Source organism: Polaromonas sp. P1_F4 (assembly GCF_056405675.1).
This window is the reverse complement of sequence record NZ_JBFUBP010000001.1, coordinates 716,445-731,910: the sequence shown is the minus strand read 5'-3', so window position 1 is coordinate 731,910 and position 15,466 is coordinate 716,445. Positions and strand designations below refer to the sequence as shown.

16 protein-coding genes are annotated in these 15,466 nt (G+C 62.0%); 10 read left to right on the top strand and 6 right to left on the bottom strand.

The annotated features are described in order from the left end of the window. Window positions 1–18 precede the first annotated feature (18 nt). On the top strand, window positions 19–1,875 hold the full coding sequence (locus AC1DYQ_RS03435; RefSeq protein WP_477685575.1) for an ABC transporter ATP-binding protein: 1,857 nt from the start codon (window positions 19–21) through the stop codon (window positions 1,873–1,875). 171 nt (window positions 1,876–2,046) lie between these two features. Here AC1DYQ_RS03435 and AC1DYQ_RS03430 read toward each other — a convergent pair whose 3' ends face one another. From AC1DYQ_RS03430 to AC1DYQ_RS03415, 4 genes are all read right to left on the bottom strand, one after another. Beyond that, window positions 2,047–3,633 carry an alkaline phosphatase D family protein gene (locus AC1DYQ_RS03430; protein ID WP_477685574.1) on the bottom strand — a complete coding sequence of 529 codons (1,587 nt, stop codon included), beginning with the start codon at window positions 3,631–3,633 and terminating at the stop codon, window positions 2,047–2,049. Between the two features lie 9 nt (window positions 3,634–3,642). Beyond that, window positions 3,643–6,414 carry a 7TM diverse intracellular signaling domain-containing protein gene (locus tag AC1DYQ_RS03425; protein ID WP_477685573.1) on the bottom strand — a complete coding sequence of 924 codons (2,772 nt, stop codon included), beginning with the start codon at window positions 6,412–6,414 and terminating at the stop codon, window positions 3,643–3,645. Further along, window positions 6,411–6,698 (bottom strand): HNH endonuclease, encoded by a 288-nt coding sequence (locus tag AC1DYQ_RS03420; protein ID WP_477685572.1) that lies wholly within the window; start codon window positions 6,696–6,698, stop codon window positions 6,411–6,413. The genes AC1DYQ_RS03425 and AC1DYQ_RS03420 overlap by 4 nt, the downstream gene beginning before the upstream one ends. Before the next feature lie 67 nt (window positions 6,699–6,765). Then, window positions 6,766–7,572, bottom strand: coding sequence for a DUF2726 domain-containing protein (locus AC1DYQ_RS03415; RefSeq protein ID WP_477671902.1), 807 nt, complete (start codon window positions 7,570–7,572; stop codon window positions 6,766–6,768). Between the two features lie 311 nt (window positions 7,573–7,883). Between AC1DYQ_RS03415 and AC1DYQ_RS03410 the strand changes: the two genes are divergently transcribed. The 6 genes from AC1DYQ_RS03410 (at window position 7,884) to AC1DYQ_RS03385 (ending at window position 12,233) form a co-directional block, all read left to right on the top strand. Further along, window positions 7,884–8,774 (top strand): dienelactone hydrolase family protein, encoded by an 891-nt coding sequence (locus AC1DYQ_RS03410; protein ID WP_477685571.1) that lies wholly within the window; start codon window positions 7,884–7,886, stop codon window positions 8,772–8,774. 178 nt (window positions 8,775–8,952) lie between these two features. Continuing rightward, window positions 8,953–9,720, top strand: a complete 768-nt coding sequence (locus tag AC1DYQ_RS03405) for a basic amino acid ABC transporter substrate-binding protein (protein WP_477685570.1) — start codon at window positions 8,953–8,955, stop codon at window positions 9,718–9,720. Between the two features lie 18 nt (window positions 9,721–9,738). Then, a complete protein-coding gene (locus AC1DYQ_RS03400) occupies window positions 9,739–10,506 on the top strand; it encodes an amino acid ABC transporter permease (protein WP_457280527.1) in 768 nt (255 codons plus the stop codon). Further along, on the top strand, window positions 10,484–11,215 hold the full coding sequence (locus AC1DYQ_RS03395; RefSeq protein ID WP_477685569.1) for an amino acid ABC transporter ATP-binding protein: 732 nt from the start codon (window positions 10,484–10,486) through the stop codon (window positions 11,213–11,215). The genes AC1DYQ_RS03400 and AC1DYQ_RS03395 overlap by 23 nt, the downstream gene beginning before the upstream one ends. Before the next feature lie 69 nt (window positions 11,216–11,284). Continuing rightward, window positions 11,285–11,800 (top strand): O-acetyl-ADP-ribose deacetylase, encoded by a 516-nt coding sequence (locus AC1DYQ_RS03390; protein WP_477685568.1) that lies wholly within the window; start codon window positions 11,285–11,287, stop codon window positions 11,798–11,800. A 16-nt stretch (window positions 11,801–11,816) separates the two neighbouring features. Beyond that, window positions 11,817–12,233, top strand: coding sequence for a hypothetical protein (locus AC1DYQ_RS03385; protein WP_477685567.1), 417 nt, complete (start codon window positions 11,817–11,819; stop codon window positions 12,231–12,233). Window positions 12,234–12,235: 2 nt separating this feature from the next. Here AC1DYQ_RS03385 and AC1DYQ_RS03380 read toward each other — a convergent pair whose 3' ends face one another. Further along, window positions 12,236–12,802, bottom strand: a complete 567-nt coding sequence (locus tag AC1DYQ_RS03380; protein WP_477685566.1) for a VTT domain-containing protein — start codon at window positions 12,800–12,802, stop codon at window positions 12,236–12,238. A 225-nt stretch (window positions 12,803–13,027) separates the two neighbouring features. Here AC1DYQ_RS03380 and AC1DYQ_RS03375 point away from each other — a divergent pair, with 225 nt between their 5' ends. From AC1DYQ_RS03375 to AC1DYQ_RS03365, 3 genes are all read left to right on the top strand, one after another. Then, on the top strand, window positions 13,028–13,624 hold the full coding sequence (locus AC1DYQ_RS03375) for a cytochrome b/b6 domain-containing protein (RefSeq protein ID WP_477685565.1): 597 nt from the start codon (window positions 13,028–13,030) through the stop codon (window positions 13,622–13,624). Between the two features lie 43 nt (window positions 13,625–13,667). Next, window positions 13,668–14,459 carry a molybdopterin-dependent oxidoreductase gene (locus AC1DYQ_RS03370; RefSeq protein ID WP_477685564.1) on the top strand — a complete coding sequence of 264 codons (792 nt, stop codon included), beginning with the start codon at window positions 13,668–13,670 and terminating at the stop codon, window positions 14,457–14,459. A gap of 92 nt (window positions 14,460–14,551) precedes the next feature. Continuing rightward, complete coding sequence (locus AC1DYQ_RS03365) at window positions 14,552–14,860, top strand: pentapeptide MXKDX repeat protein (RefSeq protein WP_477685563.1); 309 nt, start codon at window positions 14,552–14,554, stop codon at window positions 14,858–14,860. Between the two features lie 35 nt (window positions 14,861–14,895). On the opposite strand, the gene AC1DYQ_RS03360 is transcribed toward AC1DYQ_RS03365, so the two are convergent. Further along, on the bottom strand, window positions 14,896–15,093 hold the full coding sequence (locus AC1DYQ_RS03360) for a hypothetical protein (protein ID WP_477665830.1): 198 nt from the start codon (window positions 15,091–15,093) through the stop codon (window positions 14,896–14,898). Between the last annotated feature and the right edge of the window lie 373 nt (window positions 15,094–15,466).

Here is a 15,466-nt window from a genome sequence, read left to right as displayed (position 1 = left end):
CAAAGACAAACGACATCCATGGGTTTTTTCAAACGATTCGAAAGCCAGCTTCCCGCCTACCCTGACGCTGACCCTTCCTTGCCGCCCAAGGGTTTCATGGCCTTTCTGTGGGCCTGCACCGAAGGCGCACGCAGCTACATCCTTCAGCTGGCGCTGCTCTCGGCGGTCATGGCGGTTTTTGAGGCCTTGCTGTTCGCCATGCTGGGCCGCATCGTCGACTGGCTGGGCGCGACGGCGCCCGCCAACCTGTGGGTCGAGCACGGCAACGCACTGGGCTGGCTCGCCTTCATCGTGGTGGCCAGCATCGCCGCCGTAGCGCTGCAGACCACCGTGAAGCACCAGACGCTGGCCATCAACTTCCCGATGCGGCTGCGCTGGAACTTTCACCGCCTGATGCTGGGGCAAAGCATGTCGTTCTACCAGGACGAATTCGCCGGCCGGCTGACCACCAAGGTCATGCAGACCGCACTGGCGGTGCGCGACACGCTCTTCGTGCTGGCCGACGTGCTGGTGGCCATGGGCGTCTACATCGCCACCATGACGGTTCTGGCCGCCGCCTTCGACACGAAACTGGTAGCGCCCTTCCTGGTCTGGCTGGCGCTCTACATCGCGAGCCTCTATTACTTCGTGCCGCGGCTGGGCCGCATCGGCAAGCAGCAGGCCGACGCCCGCTCATTGATGACAGGCCGCATCACCGACGCCTATACCAACATCACCACCGTCAAGCTGTTCTCGCACACCCGGCGCGAGGCCGGCTTCGCGCGCGACGCGATGAGCGAGTTCATGAAGACCGGCTACACCCAGATGCGCCTGGTCAGCGCGTTCGAGATCGTCAACCACACGCTCAGCATGGGCCTGATCCTCGGCATGGCCGGCACGTCGTTATGGCTCTGGCACCTGGGCCAGGTCGGCGCGGGTGCGGTGGCCGCGGCCACTGCCATGGCGCTGCGCCTGCAGGGCATGTCGCACTGGATCATGTGGGAGACCACCAGCCTTTTCGAAAGCGTGGGCACCGTGCAGGACGGCATCAACACGCTTTCGCGGCCGCACACCATCGTGGACGCGCCCGATGCGGCCGCACTGGACGTGCCGCGCGGCGAAGTGCGCTTTGAAGCCGTGAACTTCAGCTACGGCAAGAACAAGCCGGTCATCGACCAACTGACGCTGACCGTCAGGCCTGGCGAAAAGATAGGCCTGATCGGACGCTCCGGCGCGGGCAAATCGACGCTGGTCAACCTGCTGCTGCGGTTTTATGACCTCGACGGCGGGCGCATCCTGATCGACGGCCAGGACATTGCCACCGTGACGCAGGACAGCCTGCGCAGCCACATCGGCATGGTGACGCAAGATACCTCGCTGCTGCACCGTTCGGTGCGCGACAACATTACCTACAGCCGCCCCGGCGCCACCGACGACGACATGCGCCTGGCCGCACGGCGTGCCGAAGCCGACACCTTCATCGCCGACCTGACCGACCCGCACGGCCGCCACGGCTACGACGCCCACGTGGGCGAACGCGGTGTGAAGCTTTCAGGCGGTCAGCGCCAGCGCATCGCGATTGCGCGCGTGATGCTGAAAGACGCACCCATCCTGCTGCTCGATGAAGCCACCAGCGCACTCGACTCTGAAGTCGAAGTCGCCATCCAGAGCAGCCTGAACACCTTGATGCAGGGCAAGACGGTAATTGCGATTGCCCACCGCCTCTCGACCATCGCCGCCATGGACAGGCTGATCGTGCTCGACCAAGGGCGCATCGTCGAAGAAGGCGACCACCGCAGCCTGCTGGCCAACGGCGGCCTGTATGCACGGCTCTGGGCGCACCAAAGCGGTGGCTTCCTCAGCGACAACCTGGAAGAAGAAGAGCTGGCGGCTTGACGCTGCTGGCCGCGCCGGGTGCCGCGCCTCAGGTACTCATCTGGGGCGGGCACTCGTTTGCTATTGTTTTAATAGCTTCTCGCGCATGCACTGAAAGGGCTAGAGCCCGATTTTGCTTACGAAAAAGCCTCAAAATACCTGAACCCGGAGCCTGCTGCACTCATGCCGGATTCAGGCTTTCTCGATCACCGGGCGCCCCGCCTGCACCGCAAACTGCGCCAGTGTTTGCACACCACTGTCGGCACGCGTCACGTCGCTCACCACGCGCAAGGTGGTGGTCAGCTTGCGCGGGGTCAGTTCCACCACGCCGTAGCCTTTGCGTTCTGAGTCCGCAAACACGAAATGCGGGTTCTCGGCGAGGTAGTCCGGAATTTTCGCGTTGCCGGCAGAGCGGGACGTGATGCTGGTGCCGCAAAACTCGGTGCCCACTGACGGGCTGGCCGCATCTGCGTAGTCGGCCTTGACGTGGCCCACCCAGTTTTCGTGCACATCGCCGCCGAGGATGACCGGGTTCGCCACGGCGTGCTTGCGCAGGGAGTTGGTAAAACGCGTGCGTGCCGCTGTATAACCGTCCCAGCCGTCGTTCCAGAAAACCTGCTCAGGCCCACGGCGAAAATCGCGCTGGCCAAAAAGCGATTGCTGGCCGACCAGATTCCAGCTGCTTTCCTTGCTGGCGGCCCGGCTCCATTCAGCGTCCAGCCAGCTTTCCTGCTGCGTCCCCAGCATGCTGCGGGCCGGATCCTTCCACGCAGCGCAGGTGGCGGGGCTCAGTGTGCTGGAGCCGGTTTTCCCGTCACGCGTGCAGGCCTGCGCATCCTTGTATTGGCGGGCGTCGAGCATGTAGAGCGAGGCCAGGCGGCCGTAGGGAACGCGCTGGTAAATGCGCATTTCAGCGCCGCTTGCCAGGCCGGCCACGGCCCGCGTCAGCGCCGAAGCGCGCACGGGCATGTGTTCATAAAACGCCTGGTAAGCGGCAGCGCGGCGGGCGGCAAAGTCCGGCGCCGGCGGCCCGCTGTTGCCGGGTGTGGCGCCCGCGTAGTCGTTTTGCACCTCGTGGTCGTCCCAGGTCACCATCCACGGGCAGGCTGCGTGCATGGCCTGCAGGTCGGCGTCGCCCTTGTGCAAGGCATAGCGCTGGCGGTAGTCGTCCAGCGTGAGCACCCAGCCGCCCGTGGGCACACGCACCGGCTGGCCGGCGTTGGGGTACTCGTAGATGTAGTCGCCCAGGAAGAGCACGAGATCAAGCTCTTCAGCAAGCATATGGCGGTAGGCGCTGTAGTAGCCGTGTTCCCAGCGCTGGCAAGAGGCATAGGCCAGCCGCAGCCGCCCCACAGCGGCATCGGGTGCCGGAAAGGTGCGGGTGCGGCCGGTGGCGCTTACCGCCTCGCCCACCGCAAAGCGGTAGAAATACCAGCGATCGGCCTCCAGGCCCTGCACTTCCACATGCACCGAGTGGGCCAGACCGGGTACAGCATGGGTCTGGCCGGCTTGCACGATGCGCGAAAAATGATCGTCGTGCGCAATCTCCCATCGTACGGCCACCGGCGCCGGCTGCAAGCGCATGGCCGCATCATTGTCCAGAAGCAGCCGCGTCCAGAGCACCACCGAGTCATGGGTGGGTGAGCCGCTGGCCACGCCCAGCGTGAAAGGATTGCCGGTCAGCCGTTGCTGGGCCGATGCCCTGGGTGGCAGGTAAAAACCAGCACCCGCCGCCGCCAGCGACTGAAGCAACCGGCGCCTGTGGATTACGGGAGTCATGTGGATCGCTCAGTGCCTGGCTGGCAGGCGCACGATGAACGTGGTTCCCGAGCCGGCGCTGCTGTGCACATCGATGGTGCCGCCGTGGATGTCGACCGCGTTGCGCACAATCGCCAGGCCCAGGCCGGTGCCCTGGATGGTGCCCACGTTACTGGCGCGGTGAAAAGATTCGAACAGGTGCGGCAACTCGTCCTCCGGAATACCGATGCCCTCGTCCGCCACCTCCATGACGGTCATGTCCTGATCGATGCTCACGGTGAACCGCACAAGACCGCCCAGCGGCGAGTACTTGACCGCATTGGAGAGCAGGTTGCTGAAGATGTGGCGCAGGAGCTTCTCGTCGTACAGGCCTTCTCCCGCCCCGGCGGAATAATCCAGCTGCAACTCGCACAGACTGTCCGGTTGCTGGGTGCGCGCCTCTTCCACCAATTGATGGCACAGCCTGTGCAGGTCCAGCGGATGCGGTTCAAACTCCAGCATCTGGGCATCGGCCTTGCCCAGCAGCAGCACGCGGTCCAACATGCCCGTCATGCGTTTCACGCCGGCGGCAATGCTGTCCAGAATCTCCAGTTTTTCCGACTCAGGCAAGCGGCTGCCGTAATGCCTGAGCAATTCCTCGGCGGAAAGAATGCCAGACAGCGGTGTACGGAACTCATGGCTGGTCATGGCCACGAAGCGGGTGCGCAGTTCATTGAGCGCCTTTTGCTGCTCAAGGGCCTCGCGTGTGTCTTCCTCTGATTTCTTGCGTTCGGTGATGTCAAGAAACGCCCAGATCACACCTGAATCAGGGTCATGGGGCTGAACACAACTGCCGGCCATCTGCACCCAGAAGAGCTGTCCGTCCCGCCTTCTGAGCTGGCGTTCATTGATATAACTGCCGGTGGCAATCAGCATCTCACGCGCTTCCTTGCCGAACTGCTCCCAGGTGGCAAGGTCGGGATGGATATAGCTGGAAGACTGCCCCATCAGTTCTTCGCGCGGGCCGCCGATCATCTGGGCGAATTTCTCGTTGACCCACTCATGGCGCCGGTTCACCGACAGCACAATACCCACCAGCGCACTGTTAAGAATGGCTTCGCGCTCCGAGGAGGTGCGCAGCAGCTTGGCCTCCAGTTCCTTGCGCTGCGTGATGTTGATGATCACCCATACCGTGCCCTGCGAAAGGTCGCGTCCGGCAACGGACTTGCCCGACAGCGACACCCAGATCAAGGTGCCGTCAAACTGCCGGACCTGGATCTCGCCTTCGTAGTTTTCACCGCGGCTCACGCAGGCGGCCACTTCACCGCCCACCTGCAGGTACTGCTCACGCGACAGGTAAAACGGCTCCATCGAAGTCAACGGATTGCTGCCTGCACCGAATACCTTGAGCATGGCCTGGTTGGCCCAGCGAAAGCGGCCATCCGGTGTCAGGAAGGCAATGCCCACAATGGAATTTTCCAGGATCATTTCGCGCTCTTTCAGCAGGGTGCGAAAATTTTCCTGGGAAACGCTCAAGGCCTCCACCATGGATTGCTCAGCCATGATGCGGGCCTGGGCCTGCTCTTTTTCCTGCCGTGTGACGTTGATGCGGTCCGCCAGCGCAAACGACAGCACGACCATTTCCAGCGCCGACCCGATCAACAGCGAATTGGCCGTGAGTACATTCGACGGCAGGACACCCGTGTTGTGCAACGCCAGCGTCACCACACCCACCAGCAGCAGGGCCCATGCCGCCAGGAAATACCGGGCCCCGGGATGCCCCATGCGCACGCTCAGCAAACCCACCGCGACCAGCGTGGTGACACTGAGAACCGCCAGCACGGTCACCATCCATGAAGACACCACATAAGGCATCGTAAAAGCGGCCAGCAGGGTCAGCAGCCAGCCGCCCACCAGCGCCTGTATAAAGCGGTCCATGCGGGGCATCTTGAGTGCACTGGAAAGAAAGCTGCGTGCAAACAAAATGCCGAAAGATGCGGTCGCCGCCATGCCCGCAGGGGGCGAAATGCTGTTCCACCAGGTAAGGCCCGGCCAGATGAATTGCGCGCCAAAACCCGTCAACGCGGCCTGCGCGATGGCCATGCAGCCGACAAATGCCACATAGATCAGGTAGGCCCGGTCACGCACCGAGAAAAACAGCAGCAGGTTGTAGAAAAAGAGCCCGACCAGCAACCCAAAGTAGAGGCTGATCGTGGCGTATTCAGCCTGGTCGTGCCGCCACAGTGCTGCAGGCTGCCAGAGACGCACGGGCGCAGACACTGTGCCGTCCGACGTCACCCGAAGGTAAAGCGTATTGACGGCACCGGGCTTGAGACGCACCGGCATCACATGGTTGCGGTGCACCACGGCCCGATCGGCAAAAGGCAACAGGTCACCGCCCACCTGCCACACAAAGCCGCCCTTGCCGTCCGGTGAATACAGCTCCAGCCGGTCCAGCGGCGGATAGGCCAGCTCCAGCATCCAGTCTGCGGGTGTGCTGCGTTCGGTCCGCAGGTTCACACGCAGCCAGATGGCCGAGCTGGTCAAACCAAAATTGGTGGCCGAGCCGGTTTGCGGCACCGGCTGAAAGCGCGCCTGGGCATCCGGTTTCAAAAGGTCGGCCAGTGTCAGCTCGCCGCCGGCGTCTTCAAGGTAGGTAAACGACTGCGACAGTACATATCTGTCGTCGCCGCCGATGGTGATCTCACCCGCTTCGGTGCGCTCCTGCACGGGCTCCTGCGGCTGCGCCCAAACCAATGGCCCGGCACCCACCAGCAGCAAGGCAAGCACAAACCGAAACAGGTACCGCAAGCAAGATGTCATGGATTGGCGGCAAGAAGCGGGGACTTGCGCCTTTGGACCTGCCCCGGCGAGGCGGCAGAAGCCGGAACGGCACCTGCAGCGTGCCGCTGGCCGTTGCAGACTTCATGGCTGATCGCCAGGTTTTCTGCATGGCTGTTGCCCCCTTCGCTCAGGGGCAGGATGTGCTCCAGGGTGGCGGCCTGGGGCGTGACATGTTCGCCGCACACCCAGCACGGCACCACCCCGTGGAGCTGCCGTGCCACAGTTTTGTAGATCTTGTCCCGGGTAAGCCCCAGCCTGCTCACGGCAGCGTTTTCCTCTGACCGCCGCTCGCGGGCAGCTGCCTTTGCGCAGCGCTCATTGCCGCGCTCCCTATTCGATCCTGGCCGGCCGCGCGTCGGCGGGTTGGGTGAAGGAGTCTTCCCACTGCGTCGCAAAACGGTCGTTCTTGTCGATGCGAATGCCGCCGGTGCCATCGGGGTTGAAACCGACATTGCGGGTAGCCGTGGCTCGCGGGGATTCGGGCTGGTTGTCCTTGTTGAGTTCCTTGAGCGCGGCGTCCTTGGCGGCCTTGACACGTTCCCGGGTGAAAGATTCCAGGTCGGCGTGGAAACTGCTGTCGCCGCCGCGGGTTTCCTGGTGCTCCTGCACCAGCTCCTCCGGAATTTCCCCCAGGAAGGCGGCACGCATGGCGCTGACCGTGGGCGGACGGCCGGCCTTGATGGAGGTGTAGGCAATGCCGCAATCCGACAACAGTGTCTCCTTGAGCTGGCGGGTGGCCTTGCTCACATCACGCTTGCCGCGCAAATCCACGCAACCGACGACTTTGCCATCCAGGGTGCAGATGGTGAAAGTCGTGTAGACGCCATTGAGCAGCTCAAGCAGGCGTTCGGTTTTTTCCTTGTCTTTTTCCTTTTCCTTGTCTTTTTCCAGCGGAATGGTAAAGCGCAGCACCGGCAGCTTGACCATCACCGCGTGGTCGTGGAAAGTGCTTCGCAGCCATTTCCATACCTCGTATTCATCGTTGGTCACCACCCCACGGGCACGCAGCGGCCATTTGTGGGGTATCCGCAGCTTCGCACTCGCGCTTTTGCGCAGCCAGGCGGCATACAGCAAAACACCTGCAAGCGCGCCCACGGCGACGCCCAGCAACGTCATCAGCCATGAAATCAGGTTCAAGATGTAGTTCTCCTCTATCGATTGGGGATGCCGCCGAAGCCAGGCAGTACGAACAGCGACCCCAGTGAGTCACAGAACGGACGCCCTGTCAATTCAGGCCAGCGTCCCGGTGCGTTATTAAAACAGGTTTTACCGGTTTTCCAGGAATCTGGGGCACAAAAGAGCTTCCAGCCCAACCCCGACGTGCGCAAGCAGCTATATTTTTCATAGCATCCGGATGGCGCTGCAAAACACGCGGCCCTGCGGGTTGACGATGACCTTTGCCACGCAGGCCACGAATCGGTATGCTCGATTTTTTGCAGGAGCCCAACATGCCACGCAAGACCGCCCAGGATTTTGACCAGGAACTGCTGATTCTGTTTGATGCCTATGTCCACGGCACCATTGACAGGCGCGGGTTCCTGGAGCGCGCCCAGAAATTCGCCACCGCCGGCCTGACCGCGACAGCCCTGCTGGCCGCCCTCAGCCCCGATTTTGCCGCGGGGCAGCAAATTGCCCGGGATGACAAACGCATCAAGACCGACATGGTCAGCTATCCGTCGTCCGCCGGCTCAGGCACAGTCAAAGGCTATCTGGCCAGGCCTGCCAATGCCACGGGCAAACTGCCCGGCGTGCTTGTCATTCATGAAAACCGCGGCCTCAACCCGCATATTGAAGACATCACCCGCCGGCTGGCGCTGGACAACTTCATCGCCTTCGCACCCGACGCACTCACCCCCCTGGGCGGTTACCCCGGCGACGAAGACAAGGCGCGCGAGTTGTTCGCCAAACTGGACCAGCGAAAGTGCGTGGAGGATTTCGTGGCGGCCACCACCTGGCTCAAGAGCCGGGACGACTGCACCGGCAAGCTGGGAGTCGTCGGGTTCTGCTACGGCGGCGGCATGTCGCACACACTCACCACGCGCCTGCCGGAGCTCAGTGCGGCCGTTCCCTTCTACGGAAACCTGCCGGCAGCGGAAGATGCCGCCAAGGTCAAGACGCCGCTGCTGATCCATTTCGCCGCGGTGGATGAGCGCATCAATGCCGCATGGCCCGCCTACGAGGCGGCCCTCAAAGCGGCAGGTGCGAATTACACCGCCCACCAGTACCCGGGCACGCAACACGGCTTCAACAACGACACCACGCCGCGTTATGACGCAGCCGCAGCCAAACTGGCGTGGGAGCGCACCCTGGCGTTTTTCAACAAACAGCTCAGGGCCTAGAACCGGTCAGGCATCGCGGGCCCGCTGCCCGCCCATCCCTGCATCGTCCCCCGCGAAAACCCTGCCCGGAACGCACCAGGCACGGCTTTTGCACGCGTTACCATTGGCTACTTTCGCTTTTTCGGCCTGTCCGTGAGCCGGCGAGCGTTTCCCTCACTCAGATCCTCTGGACACAACCATGAACATTCTGCAAAAAATTGCCGCGACAGCCGGCTTGCTGACCTGTGCGCTGGGCGCAGCCCAGGCCCAAAACAGGGAGCTGGTCGTCGGCTCCAGCGCCACCTACCGTCCGTTTGCCTATGAAAGCCCGACCAAGGAAATTGTTGGCTATGACGTAGACATGATCAAAGCCATCGCCCAGAAATCCGGCCTGCAGATCAAGATCGTCAACACCCCCTGGACCGGCATCTTTGCTGCCCTCAACAATGGCGACGTGGACCTGGTCATCTCGGGCGTCACCATCAACGACAAGCGCAAGCAGTCCTACGACTTCACCGCCCCCTACTTCGAAGCCCGCCAGTTGATCGCCGTGCACAGCAACAGCACGGCCAAGAGCCTGAAAGACCTTGCCGGCAAAAAAATCGGCGTGGTCACCGGCAGCACCGGCGACGACATGGCCTCGCGCGAATTCGGCAAGACCAACCCCGACATTCGCCGCTTTGAAAGCACCCCCGTGGTGATCTCCGAGCTTGCCAACAACGGCCTGGACGCCGCCATCGGCGACAACGGCGTGATCGCTTTCCGCACACAAGACCACAAGCACCTCAAGACCATCAGCGACGCAGGCTTCCCCAAGGAATACTTCGGCATCGTCGTGAAGCAGGGCAACAAGGCACTGCAGGACAAACTCAACGCAGGCCTGGCCGCCGTCAAGGCCGACGGCAGCTATGCCGCCATCTACAAGAAATGGTTCCAGGCCGACGCTCCCGCGTTGCCCGCCCAGTAAACATCAGGACACCTCCTTATGGAACACGTCCTCTGGTTCGGCTGGTTCCGGGCCGACATCATTGCCGAGTACAGCGTGCTGTTCTGGCGCGGCCTGCAGATGACCATCATGGTGACGCTGATCTGCATCGTGCAGGGCACCTTGCTGGGTCTGGCGGTCGGCATGGCGCGCGTGGCCGAATCGCGCCATTCACCCGCGCGCGCGATCTGCAAATACGCCCTGCGCTGGCCCTCTACCGTCTACGTCAGCTTTTTCCGCGGCACGCCGCTGTTCGTGCAGATCCTGCTGATCCACTTCGCCGTGTTGCCGCTGTTCATCAACCCGACTGACGGCCTGATCATCTCGGGTGAAACAGCGCGCGACATCAAGCAGAACTACGGTGCTTTCCTGTCCGGCATCGTGGCGCTCACGCTCAATGCCGGCGCCTACATTTCCGAGATCTTCCGCGCCGGCATCCAGTCCATCGACAAGGGCCAGGTGGAGGCCTCGCGTTCGCTGGGCATGTCGTTCCCGCGCACCATGTACCACGTCGTGCTGCCGCAGGCCTTCAGGCGCATGTTGCCGCCCCTGGGCAACAACGCGATCTCGCTGCTGAAAGACTCGTCGCTGATCTCGGCGATTGGTCTGGCCGAACTGGCCTACGCCGCGCGCACCGTCGCCGGCGCCTATTCACGCTACTGGGAGCCCTACCTCACCATCTCCCTCATGTACTGGGTGCTGACGCTGGGCCTGGCTTACCTTGTCAAAAAACTGGAGGCTCGTTATGGACGAGGTGATTCGCGTTAAGCGGCTGACCAAGCAGTTTGGCCACACGCCGGTATTGCGCGGCATCGACTGCGCCATCAAGGCCACCGAAGTCGTCTGCGTCATCGGGCCTTCCGGCTCGGGCAAAAGTACGTTCTTGCGCTGCCTGAACGGGCTGGAAGACGCCAGCGGCGGCGAGGTGCTGGTGCATGGCGTGTCGGTGCACGAACCCAAAACCGACGTCGATGCCCTGCGCTCGGAAATCGGCATGGTGTTCCAGCGCTTCAATCTGTTCCCGCACAAAACCGTGCTGGAAAACATCACGCTGGCGCCGACCAAGGTGCGCAAGTTGACGGCACTTGAGGCGCGCAACCGCGCCAGCGAACTGCTGGTCAAGGTCGGGCTGCTCGACAAGATCGACGCCTACCCCAACCAGCTCTCCGGCGGGCAGCAACAGCGCGTGGCGATTGCCCGTGCGCTGGCCATGCAGCCGCGCATCATGCTGTTTGATGAACCCACCTCTGCGCTCGACCCCGAAATGGTCGGCGAAGTGCTGGCCGTCATGCAGGCCCTGGCCGAAGAAGGCATGACCATGGTGGTCGTCACCCACGAAATGGGTTTTGCCCGCCAGGTGGCCGACCGCGTGATGTTCATCGACGAAGGCCTGGTGATCGAAGAGGGCTCACCGGCGGAGATCTTTGACAACCCCAAGGAAGAGCGCACCCAGCGCTTTTTGAGCAAGGTGTTGTGAGACGGCGCGCGCCCGCTCCTGCGGGCGCGTGCTTCTTCCAGCAAGGTTCAGCCATCCAGAGAAGTCGCCATGCCTGCAACCCTCCGGGCCGTCCAGGCCGACATCACGAAGCTGCAGCTTGACGCCATCGTCAACGCAGCCAACTCGTCGCTGCTGGGCGGCGGCGGTGTCGACGGTGCCATTCATCGCGCTGCAGGGCCTGAACTGGTCCATGAATGCCGCCTGCTAGGTGGCTGTAAAACCGGTGAAGCCAAGGCAACCAAAGGCTACCGACTCCCGGCGAAGTTCATCATCCACACAGTGGGCCCGGTCTGGCGCGGCGGCAACAACGGCGAGCCAGAGTTGCTGGCCTCCTGCTACAGACGCTCCATGGAAATCGCGGCAGTCAAAGGCGTCACGTCGATGGCCTTCCCCAGCATCAGTACCGGCATTTACGGCTACCCGATTGAGTTGGCTGCCCAGGTCGCGGTGGCCAGCGTGCGACAGGCTCTGCAGCAACCCTCTTCCTTGGCGGAAGTGGTGTTCTGCTGCTTTTCGGCGGAAGACCTGACGGTCTACCAGCAGGTGCTGGGCAAGGCCGCTTGACCGCGGAGATTGACACATGCCCGAACTTCCCGGTCTTGTCCCGATCGCATTCACCATTTTTTCGTATGTTGTCTGCGTCAAACTGGCGGCCTGGCTTTATCGCCGTACGCAACTGAGCTGGAAACACGCATTCATTTTCGGTGTTGTCCTGTTCATGGTTCTGTTCGCCGTCGGTGCTGTTGTCAGGTCGCTGGGCGCCGGCTCGGACCCCATACGCCAATCTCTTGTGGACCTTGCCACCGGACTGGCGGCACAACTGGGTCTGGGTGCATGGTGGCTCGGCTCACGAGCCAGAACAAGGGCGGATGCACCCCTTGAATTGAAAGGCGGAGCCTTGCTCGCGCTGATGACCTATGGGCTGGTTTTTTTCTTCTCTCTTGCGGCAGCGATTGCACTACCCTTCTTTGCCAGCATGGCAGGCAACGCCGTTTAAGTTCAGTACCCCGGCACCTTCAACACCCGCGCCAGGTAATCAAAAAACACGCAGTACAGCGCAATCGGCAGCGGCAGGCCCAGCAGGGTCCCTAATAGGTAGTCACGAAACTTCACGCCCGACATTGCCAGCGCATAGTTCAGCGCCGGTACGGTCTGCAGCAGCATGCGCAGCACCACGATGCTCGCCACCGGCCGCGCGTCCAGCTGAGCCAGTGTGCGTTGAGCCCACCGACCCTTGATCTGCCGCAAAGCATCCCCGCCCATCAGGCGAATCAGCCAGAAGGTAAAGGCACATGAGATCACGGCCGCGAGGTAAGTTGCCAGGCCACCCCACATCTCGCCGAGTGCCAGCACAGCCGCGGCCAGAAAAATCCAGCCAGGGATCTGGATCAGGTTGCCCAGCGCAAACAGCGCGATAAAAATCAGCAAGCCGCTGACTTCGTTGTCCAGGAATTTCTGGTGCAAGAAGACCAGGCTGAAGTTGTCGCGCAAACCGGAAAGCTGGAACACCGCCAGCAGCAGTCCCAGAAACGCGACTACGGCGATCAGTCGTTTGTAGCGGTGCATCTTGACTCTATTGCGGGTTTGGGCAGGGACACCGGCCGATTCTAGGCGGCGGCCAATCCAGAGGCATGCAGGCATGCTCCCCGCCCTTTTGCAAATAAATGCAACCAGCGTGTAAGAAGCGCGTGCCCAGCCCGACCAAACAGCAACACGCAGCAAGACTGCGGCGGAAATCCCGGCAATCCACTGGAACACCGGGCGTTGCGGCCAGTACAAGAGGAGCATTTCATGAACACGTCCCGGCAGATCATCCACCCCGGCTGGTTGCGCACCATGCACTGGCTCAATGCGCTGGCCGTGGTCGTGCTGATGATGAGCGGCTGGCGCATCTACAACGCCACGGCCTTCCTCGGTTTTGCCATTCCCAAGGATTTCACGCTGGGCGGCTGGCTGGGCGGCGCACTGCAATGGCACTTTGCGGCCATGTGGCTGCTGTTCTTTAACGGCCTGCTCTATCTGGCGTTCAACATCGTCACACGCAGGCTCTTTCACAAATTCTTTCCGCTTTCACCCAGGGCGCTGGTCGCCGACCTGCTCGCTGCCCTCAAGGGCAAGCTGGCCCATGCCGACCCCAGCCACTACAACACCGTGCAGCGCCTGGCCTATCTCTTCGTCATGGTGGACAGTGTCCTGCTCGTCGTTTCCGGCCTGGTGCTCTGGAAGTCTGTGCAGTTTCCGCTCCTGCGCGAACTGATGGGGGGTTACGAAGGTGCGCGCCTGGTTCACTTTTTCGCCATGGCCGCGCTGGCCGCATTCGTCGCGGTCCACCTGGTGATGGTGGCGCTGGTGCCGCGCACCCTCGTCTATATGGTTCGCGGCCGCTGACTCGCCGAACTGCCCAACCGCCGCAAAGCCGCAAGGATTACCCATGATCATCAAACCCCCTCCCCGTATGGACATCGACAGCGCCGCCGTGCTGGATGAAGCCGTTGCACGCATTGCCCACACCCGCAAGCTCGGCACGGCGCGCCGCGATTTTCTACGCACCTCGCTCACGCTGGGTGGCCTTTCCATGCTGACCGGCTGCATGCTGGACGACAGCGAAAGCGTCAACACCGCTCTCAGCAAGATCTCGCGCATCAACGACGAGGTGCAGGGCTTGCTGTTTGACCCCAACCGCCTGGCGCCGACCTATCCCGAATCCATGATCACCCGGCCTTTCCCCTTTAACGCCTACTACGGCGAGGACGAAATCCGGGAAATCGAAGAAAGCAGCTACCGGCTGGAAGTCACGGGCATGGTGTCCGACAGGCGCAAATGGGCGTTGCCCGAGTTGCGCGCCATGGCACAAGTGGACCAGGTCACCCGCCACATCTGCGTGGAAGGCTGGAGCGCGATCGGCAAATGGGGCGGCGTGCACTTCGGCAGTTTCCTGCGTCATGTGGGCGCCGACCTGAGCGCGAAGTACGTCGGCTTCAAATGCGCCGACGACTACTTCACCAGCATCGACATGCCCACCGCGCTACACCCGCAAACCCTGCTGGCGCTGACTTACGACGGCCAGCCGCTGCCGCCCAAATACGGCTTCCCGATGAAGCTGCGCATGCCCACCAAGCTGGGCTACAAGAACCCCAAACACATCCAGGCGATTTTTGTCACCAACACCTACCCTGGAGGCTACTGGGAAGACCAGGGCTACAACTGGTTCGGAGGTAGCTGAGCGCCGCTCAGAGACCCTGCAACGCGGGCAATCATTTAACGATTGCCTTTTTTCAACAATCCATTCATTCACTACCACTCAAGGACAACACCATGAACAAATTGACTGCAACCCTCCTGTCTGCCTGCATGCTCTTCGCCGGCGGCAGCGCCATGGCGCAAGACGCGATGAAAAAGGACGCCATGGGCAAAGACGCCATGGCCAAAGACGGCATGAAGAAGGATGCGATGAAAAAAGATGCCATGGCCAAGGATCCGATGGCGAAAGATGCCATGGGTAAAGATGCCATGGCGAAGGACGGCATGAAGAAGGACGACAAGATGGCCATGGCCAAAAAAGACAAGATGAAAAAAGACCACATGGCCAAGGACGCCATGGGCAAGGACGAGATGAAAAAGTAAGGCCGCTGCGCGCCGCGCCGCTTGCGGCCGGCCCGCTATGTCCCGTCTGGGGCCGGCACAACCGGCTTGAGCCATAGCGCCGCGGCATCAGCGGGCGCCATGCGCCGCAGGTTCACGTCCTGCCAGATGACTGCTGCGACCTCTTCAAGCTGGTCAGGCCCGACGGTGTGCCATCGCTGGTGCAGCCTTTCAGCGCAGCGGGCAATCCATTCGGGTGGGGTGTTTGTGTCCATGGGTAAATCATAGTTGAAGACTGTATATATGTACAGTACCATTGTTCTTCAAAGTGATTCCATAGAACAACCCAACCCAGAGACTGATATGCAGCTTCTACATGACCCGCCCACCAGGCCACCCTTCACCCCTGTCACCCTGGCCACGCCAGTCACTCCGGTCACCCGGCCACCACAGGGCCGCACCTCTGCAAACTGGCCGTTTTACGTACAAGCCCCGAAGCAGCTCTCAAGCGATGTCCGGGCAAACGCCTTGCGCGTCCTGGAAACCTCGGCGCGCTATTTTTTCAGCGCGCCTAGCGCGCGATAGTGCCTCCCCTTACCGCCCTGCTCCAGATCACCAGGCCGCAAAAACTTTTACACGGCAACCCGC